General features: G+C 72.9%; 9 protein-coding genes. 5 read left to right on the forward strand and 4 right to left on the reverse strand.

Annotated features, from left to right (window positions below; translation table 11 throughout):
- Window positions 1–47: 47 nt before the first annotated feature.
- Window positions 48–2,960, reverse strand: a complete 2,913-nt coding sequence (locus ACLIRP_RS11955) for an FAD-binding and (Fe-S)-binding domain-containing protein (RefSeq protein WP_412060682.1) — start codon at window positions 2,958–2,960, stop codon at window positions 48–50.
- A 107-nt stretch (window positions 2,961–3,067) separates the two neighbouring features.
- On the opposite strand from ACLIRP_RS11955, the gene ACLIRP_RS11960 reads away from it, so the two are divergent.
- Window positions 3,068–4,453 (forward strand): Ig-like domain-containing protein, encoded by a 1,386-nt coding sequence (locus tag ACLIRP_RS11960; protein WP_412060683.1) that lies wholly within the window; start codon window positions 3,068–3,070, stop codon window positions 4,451–4,453.
- Between the two features lie 207 nt (window positions 4,454–4,660).
- Complete coding sequence (locus ACLIRP_RS11965) at window positions 4,661–5,338, forward strand: hypothetical protein (RefSeq protein WP_412060684.1); 678 nt, start codon at window positions 4,661–4,663, stop codon at window positions 5,336–5,338.
- Window positions 5,339–5,465: 127 nt separating this feature from the next.
- On the opposite strand, the gene ACLIRP_RS11970 is transcribed toward ACLIRP_RS11965, so the two are convergent.
- On the reverse strand, window positions 5,466–7,115 hold the full coding sequence (locus ACLIRP_RS11970) for a T9SS type A sorting domain-containing protein (protein WP_412060685.1): 1,650 nt from the start codon (window positions 7,113–7,115) through the stop codon (window positions 5,466–5,468).
- A 174-nt stretch (window positions 7,116–7,289) separates the two neighbouring features.
- Between ACLIRP_RS11970 and ACLIRP_RS11975 the strand changes: the two genes are divergently transcribed.
- Both ACLIRP_RS11975 and ACLIRP_RS11980 read left to right on the forward strand, forming a co-directional pair.
- Entirely contained in the window at window positions 7,290–9,383 is a 2,094-nt protein-coding gene (locus tag ACLIRP_RS11975; protein WP_412060686.1) for an amino acid permease, read from the forward strand.
- Between the two features lie 586 nt (window positions 9,384–9,969).
- Window positions 9,970–12,102 carry an amino acid permease gene (locus ACLIRP_RS11980; protein WP_412060687.1) on the forward strand — a complete coding sequence of 711 codons (2,133 nt, stop codon included), beginning with the start codon at window positions 9,970–9,972 and terminating at the stop codon, window positions 12,100–12,102.
- A 316-nt stretch (window positions 12,103–12,418) separates the two neighbouring features.
- Here the strand turns inward: ACLIRP_RS11980 and ACLIRP_RS11985 are convergent, their stop codons facing one another.
- Window positions 12,419–13,339: an MBL fold metallo-hydrolase gene (locus ACLIRP_RS11985; RefSeq protein ID WP_412060688.1), complete on the reverse strand. Its 921-nt coding sequence runs from the start codon at window positions 13,337–13,339 to the stop codon at window positions 12,419–12,421.
- Between the two features lie 199 nt (window positions 13,340–13,538).
- Here ACLIRP_RS11985 and ACLIRP_RS11990 point away from each other — a divergent pair, with 199 nt between their 5' ends.
- On the forward strand, window positions 13,539–14,714 hold the full coding sequence (locus ACLIRP_RS11990; RefSeq protein ID WP_412060689.1) for a zinc-dependent alcohol dehydrogenase: 1,176 nt from the start codon (window positions 13,539–13,541) through the stop codon (window positions 14,712–14,714).
- Window positions 14,715–14,765: 51 nt separating this feature from the next.
- Here the strand turns inward: ACLIRP_RS11990 and ACLIRP_RS11995 are convergent, their stop codons facing one another.
- Entirely contained in the window at window positions 14,766–17,090 is a 2,325-nt protein-coding gene (locus tag ACLIRP_RS11995; protein ID WP_412060690.1) for a carboxypeptidase regulatory-like domain-containing protein, read from the reverse strand.
- Between the last annotated feature and the right edge of the window lie 335 nt (window positions 17,091–17,425).

The following is a 17,425-nucleotide window of genomic DNA, read 5'->3' on the forward strand; positions in this document are numbered from 1 at the left end:
CACGTCAAGCCAGGAGTGGATGGAGATACGCCCCCACGCAGTCTGCCTCACCGCAGCCGGGCCGCCAGCGCCTCGGCGGGGTGGAGCGCCCGGCGGCCCGTCGTGTGCTCGATCTGCTCGCGGCAGCTCGTCCCGGCCGCGACGACGACCGCGTCGGGCGCCGCGCGGACGGCGGGCGCGAGGCGGTCCTCGGCGATGGCGACCGACACGTCGTAGTGCTCGGCCTCGTAGCCGAACGCCCCGGCCACGCCGCAGCACCCGGCCTTCGTCTCGGACACCGCGAGCCCGGCCGCGCCCAGGCAGGCGTGGCTGGCAGCCATCGTCGACAGCGCCTTCTGGTGGCAGTGCCCGTGGACGAGCGCGTCGCCCGCGCCGGCCCAGTCGAGCGCCGCCAGCCGGTCGGCGTGCGCCGCGCACCACTCCTCGAAGGTGACCGCCGCCGCCGCGACGGCACGCGCGTCATCCGACTGCACGAGCCGCGGGATCTCGTCGCGCAGCGTCAGGATGCACGACGGCTCCAGGCCGACGATCGCGACGCCGTCGTGCGCGAGCGGGGCGTACGTCTCGACGAGCCGGTGCGCGAGGCGCGTCGCGTGGGGGAGGTAGCCCTTCGACACATACGTCCGCCCGCAGCAGCGGTACGGCGGGACCTCGACGCGCGCGCCGGCGGCGGTCAGGACGGCGAGCGCGGCGCGGGGGATCGACGGCTCCTGGAAGCGGCCGAAGGTGTCGGCAAAGAGCGCCACGCGGGGGCCGTCGCCAGTGGGCGTCGGGGCCTCCTTCTCGGAGAACGGCCGGGTCGCGAACGCCGGGAGCGCCCGCTCGCGCGAGACGCCGATTGCCGCGAGCGCCGCGCGGGCGGGGGGCAGACGGTTGACGACGTTCGCCACGCGCGCCAGCGGTCCGGCGACGCGCCGGGCCACGACGGGCAGGTGCGCGAACAGGCGCGTCCGCGGCGAGGGCGTCTCGGTCTCCCACTTTTTGGATTGCCACACCGTCTTGAGCGCCGCCATGTCGACCGACGCCGGGCACTCGGCCTTGCAGGCCTTGCACGAGACGCACAGGTCGAGCGCCTCGGCCACTTCGGGGCCCGTCAGCGAGTCCAGCCCACCCGACAGCGCCTCGCGGAGCGCGTTCGCCCGGCCCCGCGTCGAGTCCTTCTCCTCGCGCGTCGCCATAAACGGCGGACACATCGTGCCGACGTCCGTCTTGCGGCAGACGGCCGACCCGTTGCACGCCTCGACGGCGGCCGTGAAGCCGATGTCTTGGCCGGCCGAGTCGTAGAACGCGAGGCCGGTCGCGACCGGCGACGGGCGGTAGTCGGGCCCCATCCGGAGCGCCTCGGTCAGCGGCGGCACGTCGACGATCTTGCCGGGGTTGAGGCGGCCGCCGGGGTCGAAGGCGCGCTTGGTGGCCTGGTACGCCGCGTAGAGGGCGGGCGAGTAGAACTCCTCCGCCAGCGCCCCGCGCGCCCGGCCGTCGCCGTGCTCCGACGCGATCACGCCCCCGTACGTTTTCGCGAGCCGCGCCGACGCCCGCGCGATCCGCTCCATCGCGGCGACCTGCTGGGGCTGGCGCAGATCGAGGAACGGGCGGACGTGCAGGCAGCCCGCGCTGGCGTGCGCGTAGATCACGGCCTCGACGGAATCCGCGGCCATCGCCTCTTCGAGCTCGCGGATGTACGCCGGCAGGTGCTCGACGGGCACGGCGGCGTCCTCGATGATGGCGGCGGCCTGGACCGGGAGGCGCGCGCTCATCGCCAGCCCCAGCCCCACCTTGCGGACCGCGTACACGTCCGCCATCCGCGCCTCCTCTTCGAGGTCGGTGATGACGGCGCCCGCGCCGAGGTGCCGCCGCAGGCTCGCGAGCCCCTCGCGGCACTCGGCCAGCGACGCCCCGCTGTACTCGACGATGAGCAGCGCCGCCGGCAGCTCGCCGTGCGGGCCGCACTGCACGAAGTGGAGCTTGGGCGCGTACTCGGTCACGTCGAGCGCCCGCTCTAGGGCGATCCGGTCGAATAGCTCGACGGCCGTCGGGCCGGTCTCCAGAATCCCCTCGACGGCCTCCAGCGCCCCCATCCGCGACGGGTAGTGGACGACGCCGAGCGCGGCGTGCGCCGGCTTCTCGACGAGCCCGAGCGTGATCTCGGTCGCGAACGCGAGCGTGCCCTCGGAGCCGGCCAGCAGGTGCGCGAGGTTGCGCGTCCCGTCCCACGCCCGGCCCGGACCGCGGTCGACCTCGGGCGCCTCCATCATCCGCTCCAGCCGGTACCCGCCCGCGCGCCGCCACCACCGCGCCGTGTCGGTCCGGATCGCGTGCTCGTGGACGGTGAGGAGCGCGTCGACGCGCTTGGTGACATCCCCGAGCGTCCCCGACTGCCGGGCCTGGTGCGCCCACGCCTCGGGCGAGAGCGCCCCGAAGTCGGCGGGCGTCCCGTCCGCCAGCAGGACGCGGGCCGACTCGGTCCAGTCGACGACGGCGCCGTACTGGATGGAGTGCGTGCCGGTCGCGTTCGTGCCCAGCATCCCGCCGAGCGTGGCGCGGTTCGACGACGCGGGGTCGGGCCCGATGGTGAGCCCGTGGACGGCCGCGGCGCGGTTGAGGTCGTCGAGGACGACGCCGGGCTGGACGGTCGCCGTGCGGGCCTCGGCGTCGAGGGCGACGATGGCGCCCAGGTGCTTGGTCGTGTCGACGACGAGCCCGCCCGAGACGGCGGAGCCGGCCAGGCTGGAGCCCGAGCCGCGCGCCGCGAGCGGGACGCCGTACTGGGCGGCGGCCTCCAGCGCCGCCTGCACGTCGTCGGCGTGCTTGGGGATCAGCACGCCGAGCGGGGGCTCGCGGTAGAGGCTGGCGTCGGTCGCGTAGAGCGCCTTCGAGAGCGCGTCCAAGCGCAGGTCGCCGGCGAGGCGGGGGCGGACGGCGGCGGCGAAGGCCTCCAGGCGGGCGGGCTCGAGTTCCATGCCCGAACGTACCGCCGGGGCGGGCCGGGGGGGCCGATCTCCCCGGCGCCGGGGAGGCGCCTATCGGCCGGTCGCCCCTACGCTGAGCGTCCCCTTCCGCCGCTCCCATGACCCGTTGCTTCTCCCTCGCCGCGCTCGCGGCCGTCCTGCTGGCCGCCCCCGCGACGGCCCAGATCACCTTCACCTTCGACGACCTCTACGACTTCGCCGACTCCGGCGAGACCGTCACGCGCGACCTCTTCGACACGGGGACCGACGTGCCCGCCGCCGACCAGGCCCGGATCGACGCGCTCATCGCGCTCCGGGGCGCCGGCCAGACGTGGGACTTCACCACGATCACGTACCCCGTCCAAGACCAGACGGCGACGACGGTCTACTTCGGCGGCGACGTGGCCGGGCTCCCGGGCGCCGCCAACTTCCCCGGCGCCAACTACGTCTTGCTCAACGACGCGCCGGACTCCGACCCCGACGGCGACGCCTACGTCTACGCCGACGCCTCAAACGACCAGTACGTCTCGCTCGGGATCTACGCGCCCGCGAGCGGCGGCAACCCGGAGACCGTCATCACCTACGAGCCCGACGGGCTCCAGCAGCTCACCTTCCCCATCGCGCTCGGGACCGTCACGGAGGACCAGACGACGCAGACCGTCGCGGGCTTTACCGTCACGACCGACTACCGGAGTGAGGTCGTCGGCTCGGGCACGCTCGTCACGCCGGCCGGCTCGTACGAGGCGCTGATGATCGAGTACCGCGTGACGGTCTCGTTCCCCGGCGCGCCCGCGACCGTCACCAACGTCTACTCGTGGGCCACGCGCGACCGCTACGTGACCGCCGACGCCACCAACTTCCAGACGCCCCAGGGGCCGCGCGCCTACAACGCCAGCTACACGCGCGAGCCGGGCGGCGGCACCAACTCGGCTCCGACCGTCACCGGAACCACGACGGCGACCGCGCCGGCCGGGCAGACCGTCCAGATCGACGTGCTCGCGAACGTGACCGACCCCGACGGCGACGCCCTCTCGATCACGGCCGTCTCCGACCCGATGCACGGCACGGCCGCCGTCGGCGACGACGGCACGGGCCGGCGCCGCGCGCCGATCGTCGAGTACACGGCCGACGCGGGCTACCAGGGCCCGGACTCGTTCACGTTCACCGTCTCCGACGGGATGGCCGAGGCGACCGGGACGGTCGAGGTCACGGTCTCGGGCGGCGTGTCGACCGAGGATGGGCCCGGCGTGCTGGCGGTCGCCGTGCTCCCGAACCCGGCCGCGAGCCGGGCACGCATCGCTGTCTCGACCTCGGCCGCGGGCGACGCCCGCGTCATCGTCGTCGACGCGCTCGGCCGCGAGGTGGCGCGGCCGCACGACGGCCCCCTCGGGGCCGGCGACCACACGTTCGCGCTCGAACTCGGCGGCATGGCGCCGGGCGTCTACGCGGCGCGCGTGACCGTCGGCGGCACGGCGTCGACGGTCCGGCTGACCGTGGCACGCTAGCGAACGCCGGTCGGCCACACCCGACCGGACACGTGGGACGGCCCGAGCGGCCCCTGGCATCGCGCCGGGGGCCGCTCGTGTGTCCGGCCCGTGGCGACACGCGCGTGCCCTTGTCGCCTCGCGCCCGCCGCACGTAAATTCCTGCACACACACCCCGCGAGCGACCGGACCGAGGCTACTCCTGTTTTCACACACCCCGCCACGCCCATGCGGTTCAGCCTCCTCGTCCTCGTCCTCCTCGCCGTCGCCGGCTGCGACACCACCGAGCCCGATGCGCCGCTCGCGCCCGCCCTCCCGCTCGCCGTCGGGGCCGAGTGGACGCTCGAGCGGGCCTACCGCGTCACGTTCGACGACGGCGTCCCTCTCGACACGGTCGCCCTCGACGCGGGGAGCCGCCGGCACACGCTCCGGGCCACGCGCGACACCGTCGTCGACGGCGAGACGTGGGTCCGCATCGAGGCGGTGACCGACGTCCCGGACGGGCCGACTTTTTTCCACTGCGTGTTCGGCGACCCCGCGTGGTACGCCAACCGCGAGGGCGGTCTGGCGCGGTGGACGGAGACGCCCGCCGACGCCCAGATCGTTTACGCGGTCGGCGTGACGCCCGGCGTCCCCTTTCTCGACGACGACCGCTTTACCGCTGCCCTCGTCGACGACGACGCCCGCGCGCTCGGCCTCCCGGTGCGCACCTACGCGCGGACGTGGCGGCGCGTCGACCTCAACGCCGAGGTCCGCGGCCCCATCGCGCCCACCGGCCGGACCGTCGACGCGCTGTCGCCGAGCCGGGGGCCCATCGTCCTCGAATCCCAGTTCGTGTCGTCAGAGGACGGCGGGGCCACCTTCGTGCCCACGTCGACGGTCGGGTACCGGCGCGTCGACCTGTAGCCATCCTCTATGCATCCTGTATGGATCCCAAGGGGCCTCTCGCGTCGGCGCGACGCCGAGGGCGACACAAAAAAAGGGGCGGCGCCACGGATGGCGCCGCCCCAACAGGCTCAGACGGAGGCCCGGGTTAGCGGACGACCGTGAACGGCCGGACGGCCGTGCCGCCGTTCGCCGTCAGGCGTGCGAGGTACGTGCCGGCGTCGAGCGCCGAGACGTCGACGCGGACGACCAGGTCGCCGGCGACGAGGTCGCGGTCGAGCACGCGGGCGACCTCGCGGCCGAGCACGTCGTAGACGACGAGCGTCGCGCGGCCGGCGGACGCCAGCGAGATCGTGACGGTGGCCTCCTGGGCCGACGGGTTCGGGAGCAGGCCGCCGAGCGCGAGCCGGCCCTCGGGGTCCTCGCCGATGGCGGTGACCATGCCGATGTCGCCGTCCTGGATCGCGAAGATCTGGTAGCCCGCGGCCGGGTCCGTCGACGAGAACTGGCCGACGACGCCGGTGAGCGTCACGCTGCCGGTCGGGATGGCCTGGCCGTCGATCTCGGTGTCGTCCGCGTTCGGGATGCGGAGCGTGACGGCGCCCATGGCGCCCGAGCCGTCCTCGATGTCGTAGCTCGTGCGGTCGCCGAAGACGGTGTCGCCATCGCCGTCGATCGTGACGCCGACGACCTGGACGAGCTCACCTTCGTAGGCCTCGCCGTTCGTCGCGAGCTCGTCGAGCGTCACGACCTGGGGAGCCGGCGCGTCGCCGGTGCCCGTGATCTCGTACTCCGCGAGGTCGTCGTTGTTGATCTGGAGCAGGCCGTTGAACTCGGACAGCGTGCCCGTGAGCGCGATCGTGGTGCCGGGGGCGATGGCGCCCGAGGCCACGTCCATGAAGAACTGCGAGTTCTCGTCGGTCTGGCGGAGCGTGAGGCCGCCGGTCTCGTCCTGGAGGTAGACGAAGTCGCCCTGGGCGCGCGAGACGGTGCCTTCGACGGTGACCGTCGCGCCGACGCCCGCGCTGCGCGCGTCGCCGATCGGCGAGACCGCGCCGGCCTCATCGACGTTGAGGACTACGACCCACTGGCTGGTGAAGGTCGCCCCGATCTGCTCCGTCGGGGTCGGGGGAATCCCGCCGCAGTCGGGCGTGCCGAGGTAGGTGGCTCCATCGGCGGGCTCGTCGTTGGCGCCCGGGGTGGCGTCGAACTGGCGGGGCGTGTCCTCGTCGGGGTCGAAGTTGCCCGCGTCGAAGGCCAGCTCGACGACGAGCAGTTCGCTGCCCGTGAGCATCGGCGGGGCGCTGAACGGGGTCGTCACGAGCGCGAGGCTATCCGCGGCGAACGTGACCTCTTCCGAGGCGAGCGGCGTCAGCGCACTCGTCGAGAACCCGTTCGACACGTCGGTCCCGGCCGGCAGCGTCGACACGATGAGGTCGCCGGTGGCGGGGCGGGTCCCCTCGTCGAAGATCCTGATCCGGACGCCGTAGTCGATGCTGTTCAGCACGGCGTTGTCGGGGACCGAGTACTGGGTCAGGTCGAACACGCGGTAGAAGCTGTTGGCCGTCGAGCCCTGGGGCGTCGCCCCTTCATCCGTGCTCGACGCGCACCGGACCGTGCCCGTCGTCACGTTGAGGGACGAGTTCTGCGTGATCTCCACGAGCGCGGTCGAGGCGTCGAACGCGGACGGGAGGGACGCTCGGACGGTGGCCGGCGAGATGGAGAGCGCCTCCGACTGCGCGAAGGCCGCGGGGGCGAGGAGGAGCGCCGCGAGGGCGAGGGTAGCGAAGTGTCGCATACGTAGACGTCGAGGTGGGGAGAGGGAGAACTGGCCCGGCCGAATGTGACCGGGCCGTGAAGGCCGACACGTTACGAACATGTCTCGTGTTCCGGGCGGGGCCATCCCCATTGCCCTTTCGGCCGAACGCCGCACGCCGGACCGGAGTAGGCCCGCCCCCTCCGACCGCGACGCATGGCTGACGCCCGCCTCAAAAAGACCCTCACGCTGTTCGACGTCTACGCGATCAGCACGGGGGCCATGTTCAGTTCCGGCTTTTTCCTGCTGCCCGGGCTGGCGACCGCCGCCGCTGGCCCGGCCGCCGTGCTCGCGTACTTCCTGGCCGGCGTGCTCATCCTGCCCGCCATGCTGTCCCAGGCCGAGCTGGCGACGGCCATGCCCAAGGCCGGCGGCACGTACTACTTCCTGGACCGCAGCCTGGGGCCCTTGGCGGGGACGGTCGGCGGGCTGGGGACGTGGCTGGCGCTCGTGCTCAAGAGCGCCTTCGCGCTCGTCGGGATGGGGGCGTACCTCGTGTTCTTCCTCGACGTGCCGATCAAGCCGCTCGCGGTCGGGTTCACGGTCGCCTTCGCCGTGCTCAACATCGTCGGGGCGAAAGAGACGAGCGGGCTGCAGCGCGGGTTCGTCGTCGTGCTGGTGGCCGTGCTGGCGTTCTTCGTGGTCCAGGGCCTGATAGAGGTGGGCGCCCTGGGGGCCGACAACCTGGAGCGCCAGTTCACGCCGTTCCTCCCGTTCGGGACCGGGGGCCTGCTGGCGACCATCGGGCTCGTGTTCGTGAGCTACGCCGGGCTGACGAAGGTGGCGTCGGTCGCCGAGGAAGTCCAGGACCCCGACCGCAACATCCCCCTCGGGATGGTGCTCTCGCTCGCGACGGCCACGTTCATCTACGTCGTGGGCGTGTTCATCATGATCGCCGTGCTGGAGCCGTCGGAGCTGCGCAGCGACCTGACGCCGGTCGCCACGGCGGCCGAGTCGTTTTTCCACTGGCTCCCCGGGCGGTGGGGCCTGGGGCTCATCGTCGTCGCGGCCGTCGCCGCGTTCGCCTCGACGGGGAACGCGGGCATCCTGTCGGCCAGCCGGTACCCGCTCGCGATGGCGCGCGACCACCTGGTGACGGAGCGGCTCGGCCGCCTCAGCAAGAGCGGCACGCCGACGCTCGGCATCGTCGCGACGGCCGCCCTGATGATCGCCGTGATCCTGCTGCTCGACGTCGAGGGCATCGCCAAGCTCGCCAGCGCCTTCCAGCTCGTCATCTTCGGGCTCCTGAACGTGGCCGTCATCGTGATGCGCGAGAGCCGGATCCCCGGCTACGTGCCCGGCTACCGGAGCCCGTTCTACCCGTGGACCCAGATCCTAGGCGTCGTCACGCCGGTCCTGCTGATCACCCAGATGGGCGCGCTCGCGATCGGGCTGACGGCCGTGCTCGTCGCCGGCTGCATCGCCTGGTACGTCGTCTACGTCAAGGACAACCCGGCCGTCGTGCGCGAGGGCGCCGTGTACCACCTGTTCGCCCGGCTCGGCACGCGCCGCTACGACGCGCTCGACTCCGAGCTGCGGAACATCTTGAAGGAGAAGGGGCTCAGCGACGAGACCCCGTTCGAGGCGCTCGTCACGCGCGCCGCCGTGCTCGACGTCGACACCGACGACTTCGAGGTCGTCGCCCAGACCGCCGCCGAGCGGCTCGCGTGGCGGTCCGGGCAGGACGTGGGCCGGCTGGCGACGGCGTTCCTGGAGGGCTCGCGGACCGGCGCCACGCCCGTCGCGCGCGGCGTCGCCCTCCCCCACCTCCGCCTGTCGGACATCGACCAGCCCGAGCTCGTCATCGTCCGGTCCAAGACGCCCCTGCATGTGCCCGCCGAGGCCGGCGAGCCCGACCGCGCGGTCGAGGCCGTGTTCTTCCTGCTCAGCCCTGAGGACCCGCCCGGCCAGCACCTCCAGATGCTCGCGGCGCTGGCCGGCCGCATCGACGAGCCCGACTTCGCCGACGAGTGGCGCGGCGCCGCCACCGAGCAGGCGCTCAAGGAGGTCCTGCTCCACAACGACCGCACGCTCCACCTGTTGGTCCGCGACGACGGCCCGACGGCCGGGCTCGCGGGCAAGGCCCTGCGCGAAGTGCGCCTGCCGCCCGGCGTGCTCGTGGCGCTCGTCCACCGCGACGGCCAGATCGCCGTGCCCGGCGGGTCGACCGTCCTCGAGGTCGGCGACCGGCTGACCGTGCTCGGCGAGCCCGCCGCGATCCGCACGCTCGCGGCGACCTTCCGGGCGTAGAGCCCGGGGGGCAGGCGGCAGCGAGCAGCCGGCAGGCGGCGTCCGGGCGGCCCTCGAGGTCGGTCCAGAGGACGATGTTGAACGTCTCGTTGGGCACGGCGGCCGGCTCCTCGCCGTCCCGGAAGTAGAACACGGAGGCGATGACCTCCCCGACCGTCCACGTGGCGCCCGCGGGGACGACGACGTCGTCGGCGAGGTAGGAGTCGGCGCCGTCGTTGGCCGCCTCGAAGTTCTCGGAGAGGAACAGCCTGCTCCGGCTGCCGCCGCGGTCGAGCTGGTTGTACAGGGTGTCGACGGCGATCCGCGCCGTGTCGAAGGGGAGCCCGGCGAGGGCCGAGTGCGCCTCGGCGGCGGGATGGGCCGTCACCGACTGCGCGAGGGCGGCGGGGGCGAGGAGGGCCGCGAGGGCGAGCGTGGCAACGAGTCGCATGCGTGGGGAAGGTGGGGGACGGAGGAGAGGGGGCCAGGGGCCACCGTGACGACGCCATACGATGCCCATATCCCGAGGCGGCCGGCGACGGGCCGCCCCCGATCCCCGCCCGGCCCCGCCGAGGCGGTATCGTAGTGGGGACGCGCCCCGCCCCCTATGCCCGCCGGCCGCCTCAAAAAGGACCTCACCCTGTTCGACGTCTACGCGATCTGCACGGGCGCCATGTTCAGCGCGGAGTTCTTCCTGCTCCCCGGCCTCGCCATGGCCTACGCCGGCCCGGCGGTCGTGCTCGCGTATTTCGTCTCCGGGCTCCTCGTGCTCCCGGCCATGTTCAGCCAGGCCGAGTTGGCCACGGCCATGCCCCGCGCGGGCGGCACCTACTACTTTATCGACCGCGCCCTCGGCCCCCTCGTGGGCACCGTGGGGGGGCTGGGCACGTGGCTCTCGCTCGTCTTCAAGAGCGCGTTTGCGCTCGTCGGCGTGGGGGCCTACCTCGTCCTGTTCATGGACCTGCCCATCAAGCCGGTGGCCGTCGCCATGACGGTGGCCTTCACAGTCCTCAACGTGGTCGGCGCCAAAGAGACGAGCGGCCTCCAGCGGTTCCTCGTGACGACGCTCGTCTTGGTCCTCATGGTCTTCGTGGTCCAGGGGGTTGTGGAGATCGTCTCCAGCGACGTGGGGGCGGTCGTGGAAGACAAGTTCACTCCGTTTATGCCGTACGGGGTAGGCAGCCTGTTCGCGACGGTCGGCCTCGTGTTCGCGGCCTACGCTGGGCTCACCAAGGTGGCGTCGGTGGCCGAGGAGGTGGAGAACCCCGACCGCAACATCCCCCTCGGCATGATGCTCTCGCTGGGGACGGCCGTGTTCGTCTACACGGTGGGGGTCTATATCCTGGTGGCCGTGCTCGACCCGGCCGCGCTGATGGCCGACCTGACGCCGGTGGCCACGGCCGCCCGGGACCTCCTCGCCTGGATCCCCACGCCCGAGGGCCTGCCTCAATCGACGGGCGTCCTCCTGATCGCGATCGCGGCGCTGGCGGCCTTCGCCTCCACGGGCAACGCCGGCATCCTCTCGGCCTCCCGATACCCGTTGGCGATGGCGCGCGACCGGCTGATCACGCGGCGCTTCGGGGCCATCGGCCGCTTCCACACGCCGGCCCCGGCCATCGTGGCCACGGGCGCGGCGATCGTCCTCTGCATCCTCGTGCTCGACGTCGAGGGCTTAGCCAAGCTGGCCAGTGCCTTCAACCTGCTCGTGTTTGGGCTGATCAACCTCGCGGTCATCGTGATGCGCGAGAGCCACATCCCGTCCTACGCCCCCGGGTTCCGGACCCCGCTCTACCCGTGGATGCAGATCGCGGGCATCACGACGTCGGTCCTGCTGATCGCCCAGATGGGCGAGGTCGCCATCGCGTTCACCGCGGGCGTCGTCGTCCTCTCCGTGGTGTGGTACGTGTACTACGTCCGCTCGAAGTCGGAGGTCGAGCGCGAGGGGGCCATCTACCATCTGTTCGCGCGTCTCGGGGCGCGCCGCTACGAGGGGCTCGACTTGGAGCTCCGGACGATCCTCAAGGAGAAGGGGCTGACCGACGAGTCGCCGTTCGAGCACCTCGTCACGCGGGCCGCCGTCCTCGACGTCGGGCCGGAGGCGACGTTCGAGGATGTCGCGCGCGAGGCCGCCCGCCGCCTCGGCGAGCGGACCGGCCTCCCGGCCAAGCGCCTTGCGGAGGCGTTCCTGAAGGGGTCGCGGACGGGCTCTACGCCGGTCGCCGGCGGCGTGGCGCTCCCCCATCTCCGCCTCTCCGAGGTCGACCGCCCAACGCTCGTCCTCGTCCGCTCCCTGACCGGCCTCTCGGTCGCCGTCGATACGACGGGCGACGACCGGCCCGACAAAACGAAGAACGTCTTCGCCGTCTTCTTCCTCCTCTCCCCGATGGACCCGCCGGGCCGCCACCTCCGCACGCTCGCCAACCTCGCCAGCCGCATCGATGAGCCCCCCTTCCTCTCCGAGTGGCGCGCGGCCGAGACCGACCAAGACCTCAAGGAGGTGCTCATCCTCAACGACCGCTACCTCGCCCTCACCGTCCGCGACGACGGCCCGACGGCGGCGCTGGCCGGCAAGGCGCTCCGCGAGGTCCGGCTCCCCCCGGGCGTGCTCGTCGCGCTCGTCCACCGCGACGGCCAGATCGCCGTGCCCGGCGGGTCGACCGTCCTCGAGGTCGGCGACCGGCTGACCGTGCTCGGCGAGCCCGCCGCGATCCGCACGCTGGCGGCGATGATGGGGCGGTAGCGCCCCACCGGCCCGGCCTCACCCGGCAGCGAACAGGAGGGCCACTACCACAACGCCCGCGATGCCGATCGCGGCCAGCAGAAGGACGGCCTCAAGCGGCATCGGCCCGCCGCTCTCGCGGACCGCGGCGCCGGGCTGCGCAGCGCGTGGCCGCGCCGGCCGCGCCGTCGAACGAGGCCGCCGCCCGCGGAGGGCGGGCGGCCTATACCCCTGAATAACAGACCTTTTGATCATATTGCTAGTGCACCTGGCGCAGACGATCGGTCGCTAATGTACGCGTAAGTCCATCGCGGATTCCCCTAGATCCAGCGCGTGACTACCCCATTGGGACCGGCGTAAACCGGAAGCCAACGCCGTCGACGGAGACGCGGCCGACGCCGGGGAACGGCATGTGGCTGGCGAAGAGCGGGGTCCCCTCGCGGGCCGCCCTCGCCAGTAGACGCCGCCGCGTCGCGACCGTCTGCGGCCCGTTCATGTCAAACCCGAACAGCCACGTCGGGTGGCGGAAGAAGACGACCGGGTGGGCGACCGCGTCGCTGACGATCAGCAGGCGCGCGCCGGCCGACGCCAGCTCGAACGCCATGTGGCCCGGCGTGTGACCGTGCGCGGCGACGGCCGTCAGCCCGGGCACCAGCTCGTCGCCCGCGCGGTACGCCTGGAGCCGGTCGCGGACGGGCGCCAGCTTCGCGAGTGCGTTCTCGACGTTCTCGTTCCCCGACGGGGCCGCCTCCAGAAACGCCAGCTCGGGCGCCGGGAAGTGGACGCTCGCATTCGGGAACGTGGCCACGCCGTCGGTCGACACGCCGCCGATGTGGTCGCCGTGGAAGTGCGAGACCACGACGCGGTCGACCGACGCCGGCGCCATCCCGAGCGCTGCCATCGTCGAGACCAGCGCGCCCTGGCCCGTCCCCGTGTCGACGAGGGTGCGGACGCCGCCGTGGTCGATCACGAGTTGCGACACGTCGGTCGGGACGCGGTCCGTCGGCAGCCCGTACTCCGCCAGCGTGGCGACGACGCGCGCCGCGTCCACGTTCGTGCCGACGGCGCTCAGCGGGAGCGCGAAGGACGTGTCGCGGATGACGGTCACCGTCGCGTCGCCGACGGAGAAGGTGTCGGCCGAGATCGTGTGGTGGTCGCGGCGGGCGGGAGTGGCAGCGGCCGAGGTGGGGAGCGCGGCGCCGAGGCCGAGGGCGCCCAGGCCTTTGAGCGCGGAGCGGCGGGAGAAGCGGGCAGGCATGGGGGTCGGGAGAGGTGCACGGAGACCCACGTTGCAACAAGCATCGGCGTTCCGGCGGCGGTGGCGGTCGGGATTGCCCTGGGGTCTCCCGATGTCGGGGCCGGGTGCGCGGAGTGGGGGGCGCCCCTGTTCGTCCGCCCGAAGGAACAGCCCCCTCCCCCACCTGTGGACGGCTCCCCTCCCTTCTCCCTCCTCTCCGATGAAAGCCCTCACCTGGCACGGCCAAGGCGACGTCCGCGTCGACACCCACCCCGACCCTGAGCTCCAGGAGCCCACCGACATCGTCATCAAGGTGACGTCGACGGCCATCTGCGGCTCCGACCTGCACCTGTTCGACGGCTTCGTGCCGATGATGAAGGAGGGCGACATCATTGGCCACGAGCCGATGGGGATCGTCGAGGAGGTCGGCTCGGGCATCACGACCCTCAAGAAAGGCGACCGCGTCGTCGTCCCGTTCACGATCTCGTGCGGCACCTGCTGGTTCTGCGAGCAGACGATGTACTCGCTGTGCGACACCACCAACCCCAAGCCCGAAAACGCGCGCGACGCGATGGGCCACAGCCCGGCGGGCTTGTTCGGCTACTCCCACCTGACCGGCGGCATCCCCGGCGGCCAGGCCGAGTACCTGCGCGTGCCCCACGCGGATGTGGGCCCCATCGTGGTGCCCGACGGCATGACCGACGAGCAGGTCCTCTTCTTGTCCGACATCTTCCCGACCGGCTACCAAGCGGCTGAGAACGCCGAGATCGAACCCGGCGACACCGTCGCGGTCTGGGGCTGCGGGCCGGTCGGCCAGTTCGCCATCCAGAGCGCCTGGATGCTGGGCGCCGGCCGCGTCATCGCCATCGACCGCGAGCCCGAGCGCCTGCGGATGGCGGCCGAGAACTCCAAGGCCGAGACGGTCAACTTCGACGAGCTCGACGACCCGCTCCACAAGGTCCTCATCGACATGACGGGCGGGCGCGGGCCGGACCGCTGCATCGACGCGGTCGGGATGGAGGCGCACGGCGCGAGCGCGGCCAAGACCCTCGTCGACAAGGCGGCCCAGGCGACGCACACCCAGAGCGACCGGACGTACGCCATCAACCAGGCCATCATGGCGTGCCGCAAGGGCGGGACGATCTCGATGCCCGGCGTGTACGCGGGCGCCGGCTCGGTCAAGCTCGGCCCGCTAATGAACAAGGGCCTGACGCTCAAGACGGGCCAGACGCACGTCCAGCGCTACCTCGAGCCGCTGATGAAGAAGATCCAGGACGGCGACATCGACCCGTCGTTCATCATCACGCACACGGCCCCGCTGGACGACGCGCCCACGATGTACGAGACGTTCCGTGACAAGAAGGACGACTGCATCAAGGTGGTCCTCAAGCCGTGATCGCCGGCCGCCCGTGAGCACGGCCCCGGCGAGCACGCGCCGCCGGGGTCGTCAAAACTCGACCTGGTAGCTCAGCACCGGGAGCGGGTACCCCTCCGCCACCTCGACCACGGCCTGCCGCTGCAAGTCGTAGTCGAGCGCGGCGTCCTTGGCGGCGAGGGCGTTTTTGAGCTGGAGCGACCACAGCTGCGACACGCGCTGCCCGTCGACCCGCAACGTCGCCGTCAAGTCCAGCACCCAGACCGCCGGGCCGCGCTCTGAAAAGGGGCGTGACTCGTTGTAGACGACCTCGCCAGCCGCCGCCGAGGCCGCCCCGTCGACGGGGCTCCGGCGCTCGCCGCCGAGCGCGGCGAGCCGCACGTTGAGCCCCAGCCGGTGCCGGTCGCCCAGCCGCACGTCGCGTCCCGCGAGCGCGTTGACGGCGTACCGCTGGTCGTACCGGGTCGGCCGCCAGACGCCGTCGCCGCCGCGCGCGCGCGACCGGAACAGGGAGCCGGTGACGAGCGCGTACGCCCCGCCCCGCAGCGGCCGCTCGACGGTGAACTCGACGCCCACGTTCTCGCCCGCGCCCTCGGTCACGAGCGGCTTGGCAAAGGCCCAGTCTTGGCGCCAGTCGAGCAGCGAGAACGCGCTGTCGGCGACCACGGGCACGTCGAACAGGCGCTGCACGTATCCCTCGACGTGCACGCGGACCGCCTCGCCCAGCTGGCGCGACGCCCCGAGCACGACGTGGTGCGCGCGCGTCAGCCCCAGATCCCGGTTCGGCTGGCCGCCGTCGACGCGCGCGAGCACGATGGGGAGCGGCTCGAGCTGGCTGTGGAGCCCGTACCCCGCGCTCCACGTCGTCCGCTCCGAGGTCGCCCAGGTGGCGCCCAGGCGGGGCTCGACGGCCGACGCGCCCGTCAGCGCGACGTGCGTCGCGTGCAGGCCCAGCGTCAGGTCGAGGCCCGGCGTCGGGGTCTGGCGCGCCTGCGCGAACGCGTGCGTCAGCAGGGCGCTCCCCTCGCCGTCGGCGACGGGCACCAGGGGCGGGGCGTGGTCCGGCGCCGAGCGGAGGGCGAGCGCGTAGCCCAGCCGCTGGACGCTGGCGCCCGCTTGGACGAAGGTGCCGGGGCGCAGCTTGTGGTCGACGGTCGAGCCGAGGTGCAGGCGGACGTCCGTGCTGCGGAGCGAGAGCTCGGGTCGGAGCCGCAAGTCGTCGCCCAGCCGGTCCTGTTCCCAGACGGTCCGCTGCCCGGTGACGGCGGCCGTGGAGCGGACGTACGTCCGGCGCCCCACCGTCACGGCGTGCGTCAGCCCAGCGGCGCCGACGCCGAGCGCGAGGTCGGCGCGCGTGCGGTCCCAGAAGGCCGAGGTCCACGACGCCGAGTCCGGGTTCTCGACGAGCTGCTGGCCGTCGAGCCCGCCGAGCCCCCACGCCTCGACGCGCCCGGCGCCGAGCGGGGCCGACACCTTGACGGCGAGGTCCTGGTACGTCGTCCCGCCCTCGGTCGGCAGCAGCGGCATCAGCAGGCCGAGCGTCGAGTAGCGGTAATTGACGAGATACGTCGCCGGGCTGCCCAGGCGGATGGGGCCCTCGGAGGCGACCTCCAGCCCAAGCAGCCCGGCGCGGACGGCGTGCTCGCGGCGCGTCGGGTGGCCCGTCCGGAACCGCATGTCGAAGACGCCAGCGAGGGCGTCGCCGTACTCGGCCGGGAAGGCGCCCGTGAACACGTCGGAGTCGGCCAGGAGCTCGCCGCTGAACAGCGTCACGCCGCCGCCGCCAGCGACCGAGAGCCCGGCAAAGTGGCTCGGCGTCGGAATCGGCACGCCCTCCAGCCGCCAGCGGACGCCCTTGGGCGCGTTCCCGCGGACGGCCAGCGCGTTGTCCTGCACGCCGCTCCCGGACGTGGCGACGCCCGCGAACGACGCCGCCAGCCGCGCCGGGTCGTCGACGGCGCCGGCGTAGCGCCGCGTCTCCTCGACCGAGAACGACCGGGCGCTGACGGCGGCCATCGCGTGCTGCGGCCGCCCCGCCTGCGCCTGGGCCCGGACGACGGCCTCGGCGCCCTCCACGACCGCCTCCGCGAGCGACACGTCGAGCACGGTCTCCTGCCCGGCGCGCACCAGCACGTCCGCCAGCACGCGCGGCGCGTAGCCGAGCAAGCGGACCTCGACGGCGTGCTTGCCGAGCGGGACGCGGGGCAGCACGAACCGGCCTTGGGCATCGGTCGCGGCCCCTAGCAGCGGATCGGACCCGACGACGACCACCGTCGCGCCGACGAGCGGGGCCCGCGTGTCGCGGTCGGCGACGGTGCCGCGGACGGTCTGGGTCGGCTGCGCGAGCGCGGCCGGGGCGAGAACGAACAGGACGCAGGCAAACGGCAGGCAGCGCATCGGGAGCGGGGGGTTGAGATCCCGAGCGTAGGCCGCGACGCCCTCCCGCATCGTCCACGCCCGCTCGCTGGGACGCGTCCAGGCGTCCACGCCCGCTGGACTGGACCTCTGGCGCCGTAGCCGACGCCCCCCCCCCCCACCCTGCGCTCAGAGACCGTTTGGGGAATGGCGCAAGCCCTCCAAAGGCGTCCCCTCTCCCATTGGGAGAGGGACAGGGTGAGGGGCGACGGGCTGCGAAGGTGCCACACGAGCACCGCCGGATTGATTGGCTGGCGCCTTCCCTCCGGGGGCCCGCCTGCGCGGGGATGACTCATGTGAGGGGGATCGGCTTCCCC

Source organism: Rubrivirga halophila (assembly GCF_046845755.1).
GTDB lineage: Bacteria > Bacteroidota > Rhodothermia > Rhodothermales > Rubricoccaceae > Rubrivirga.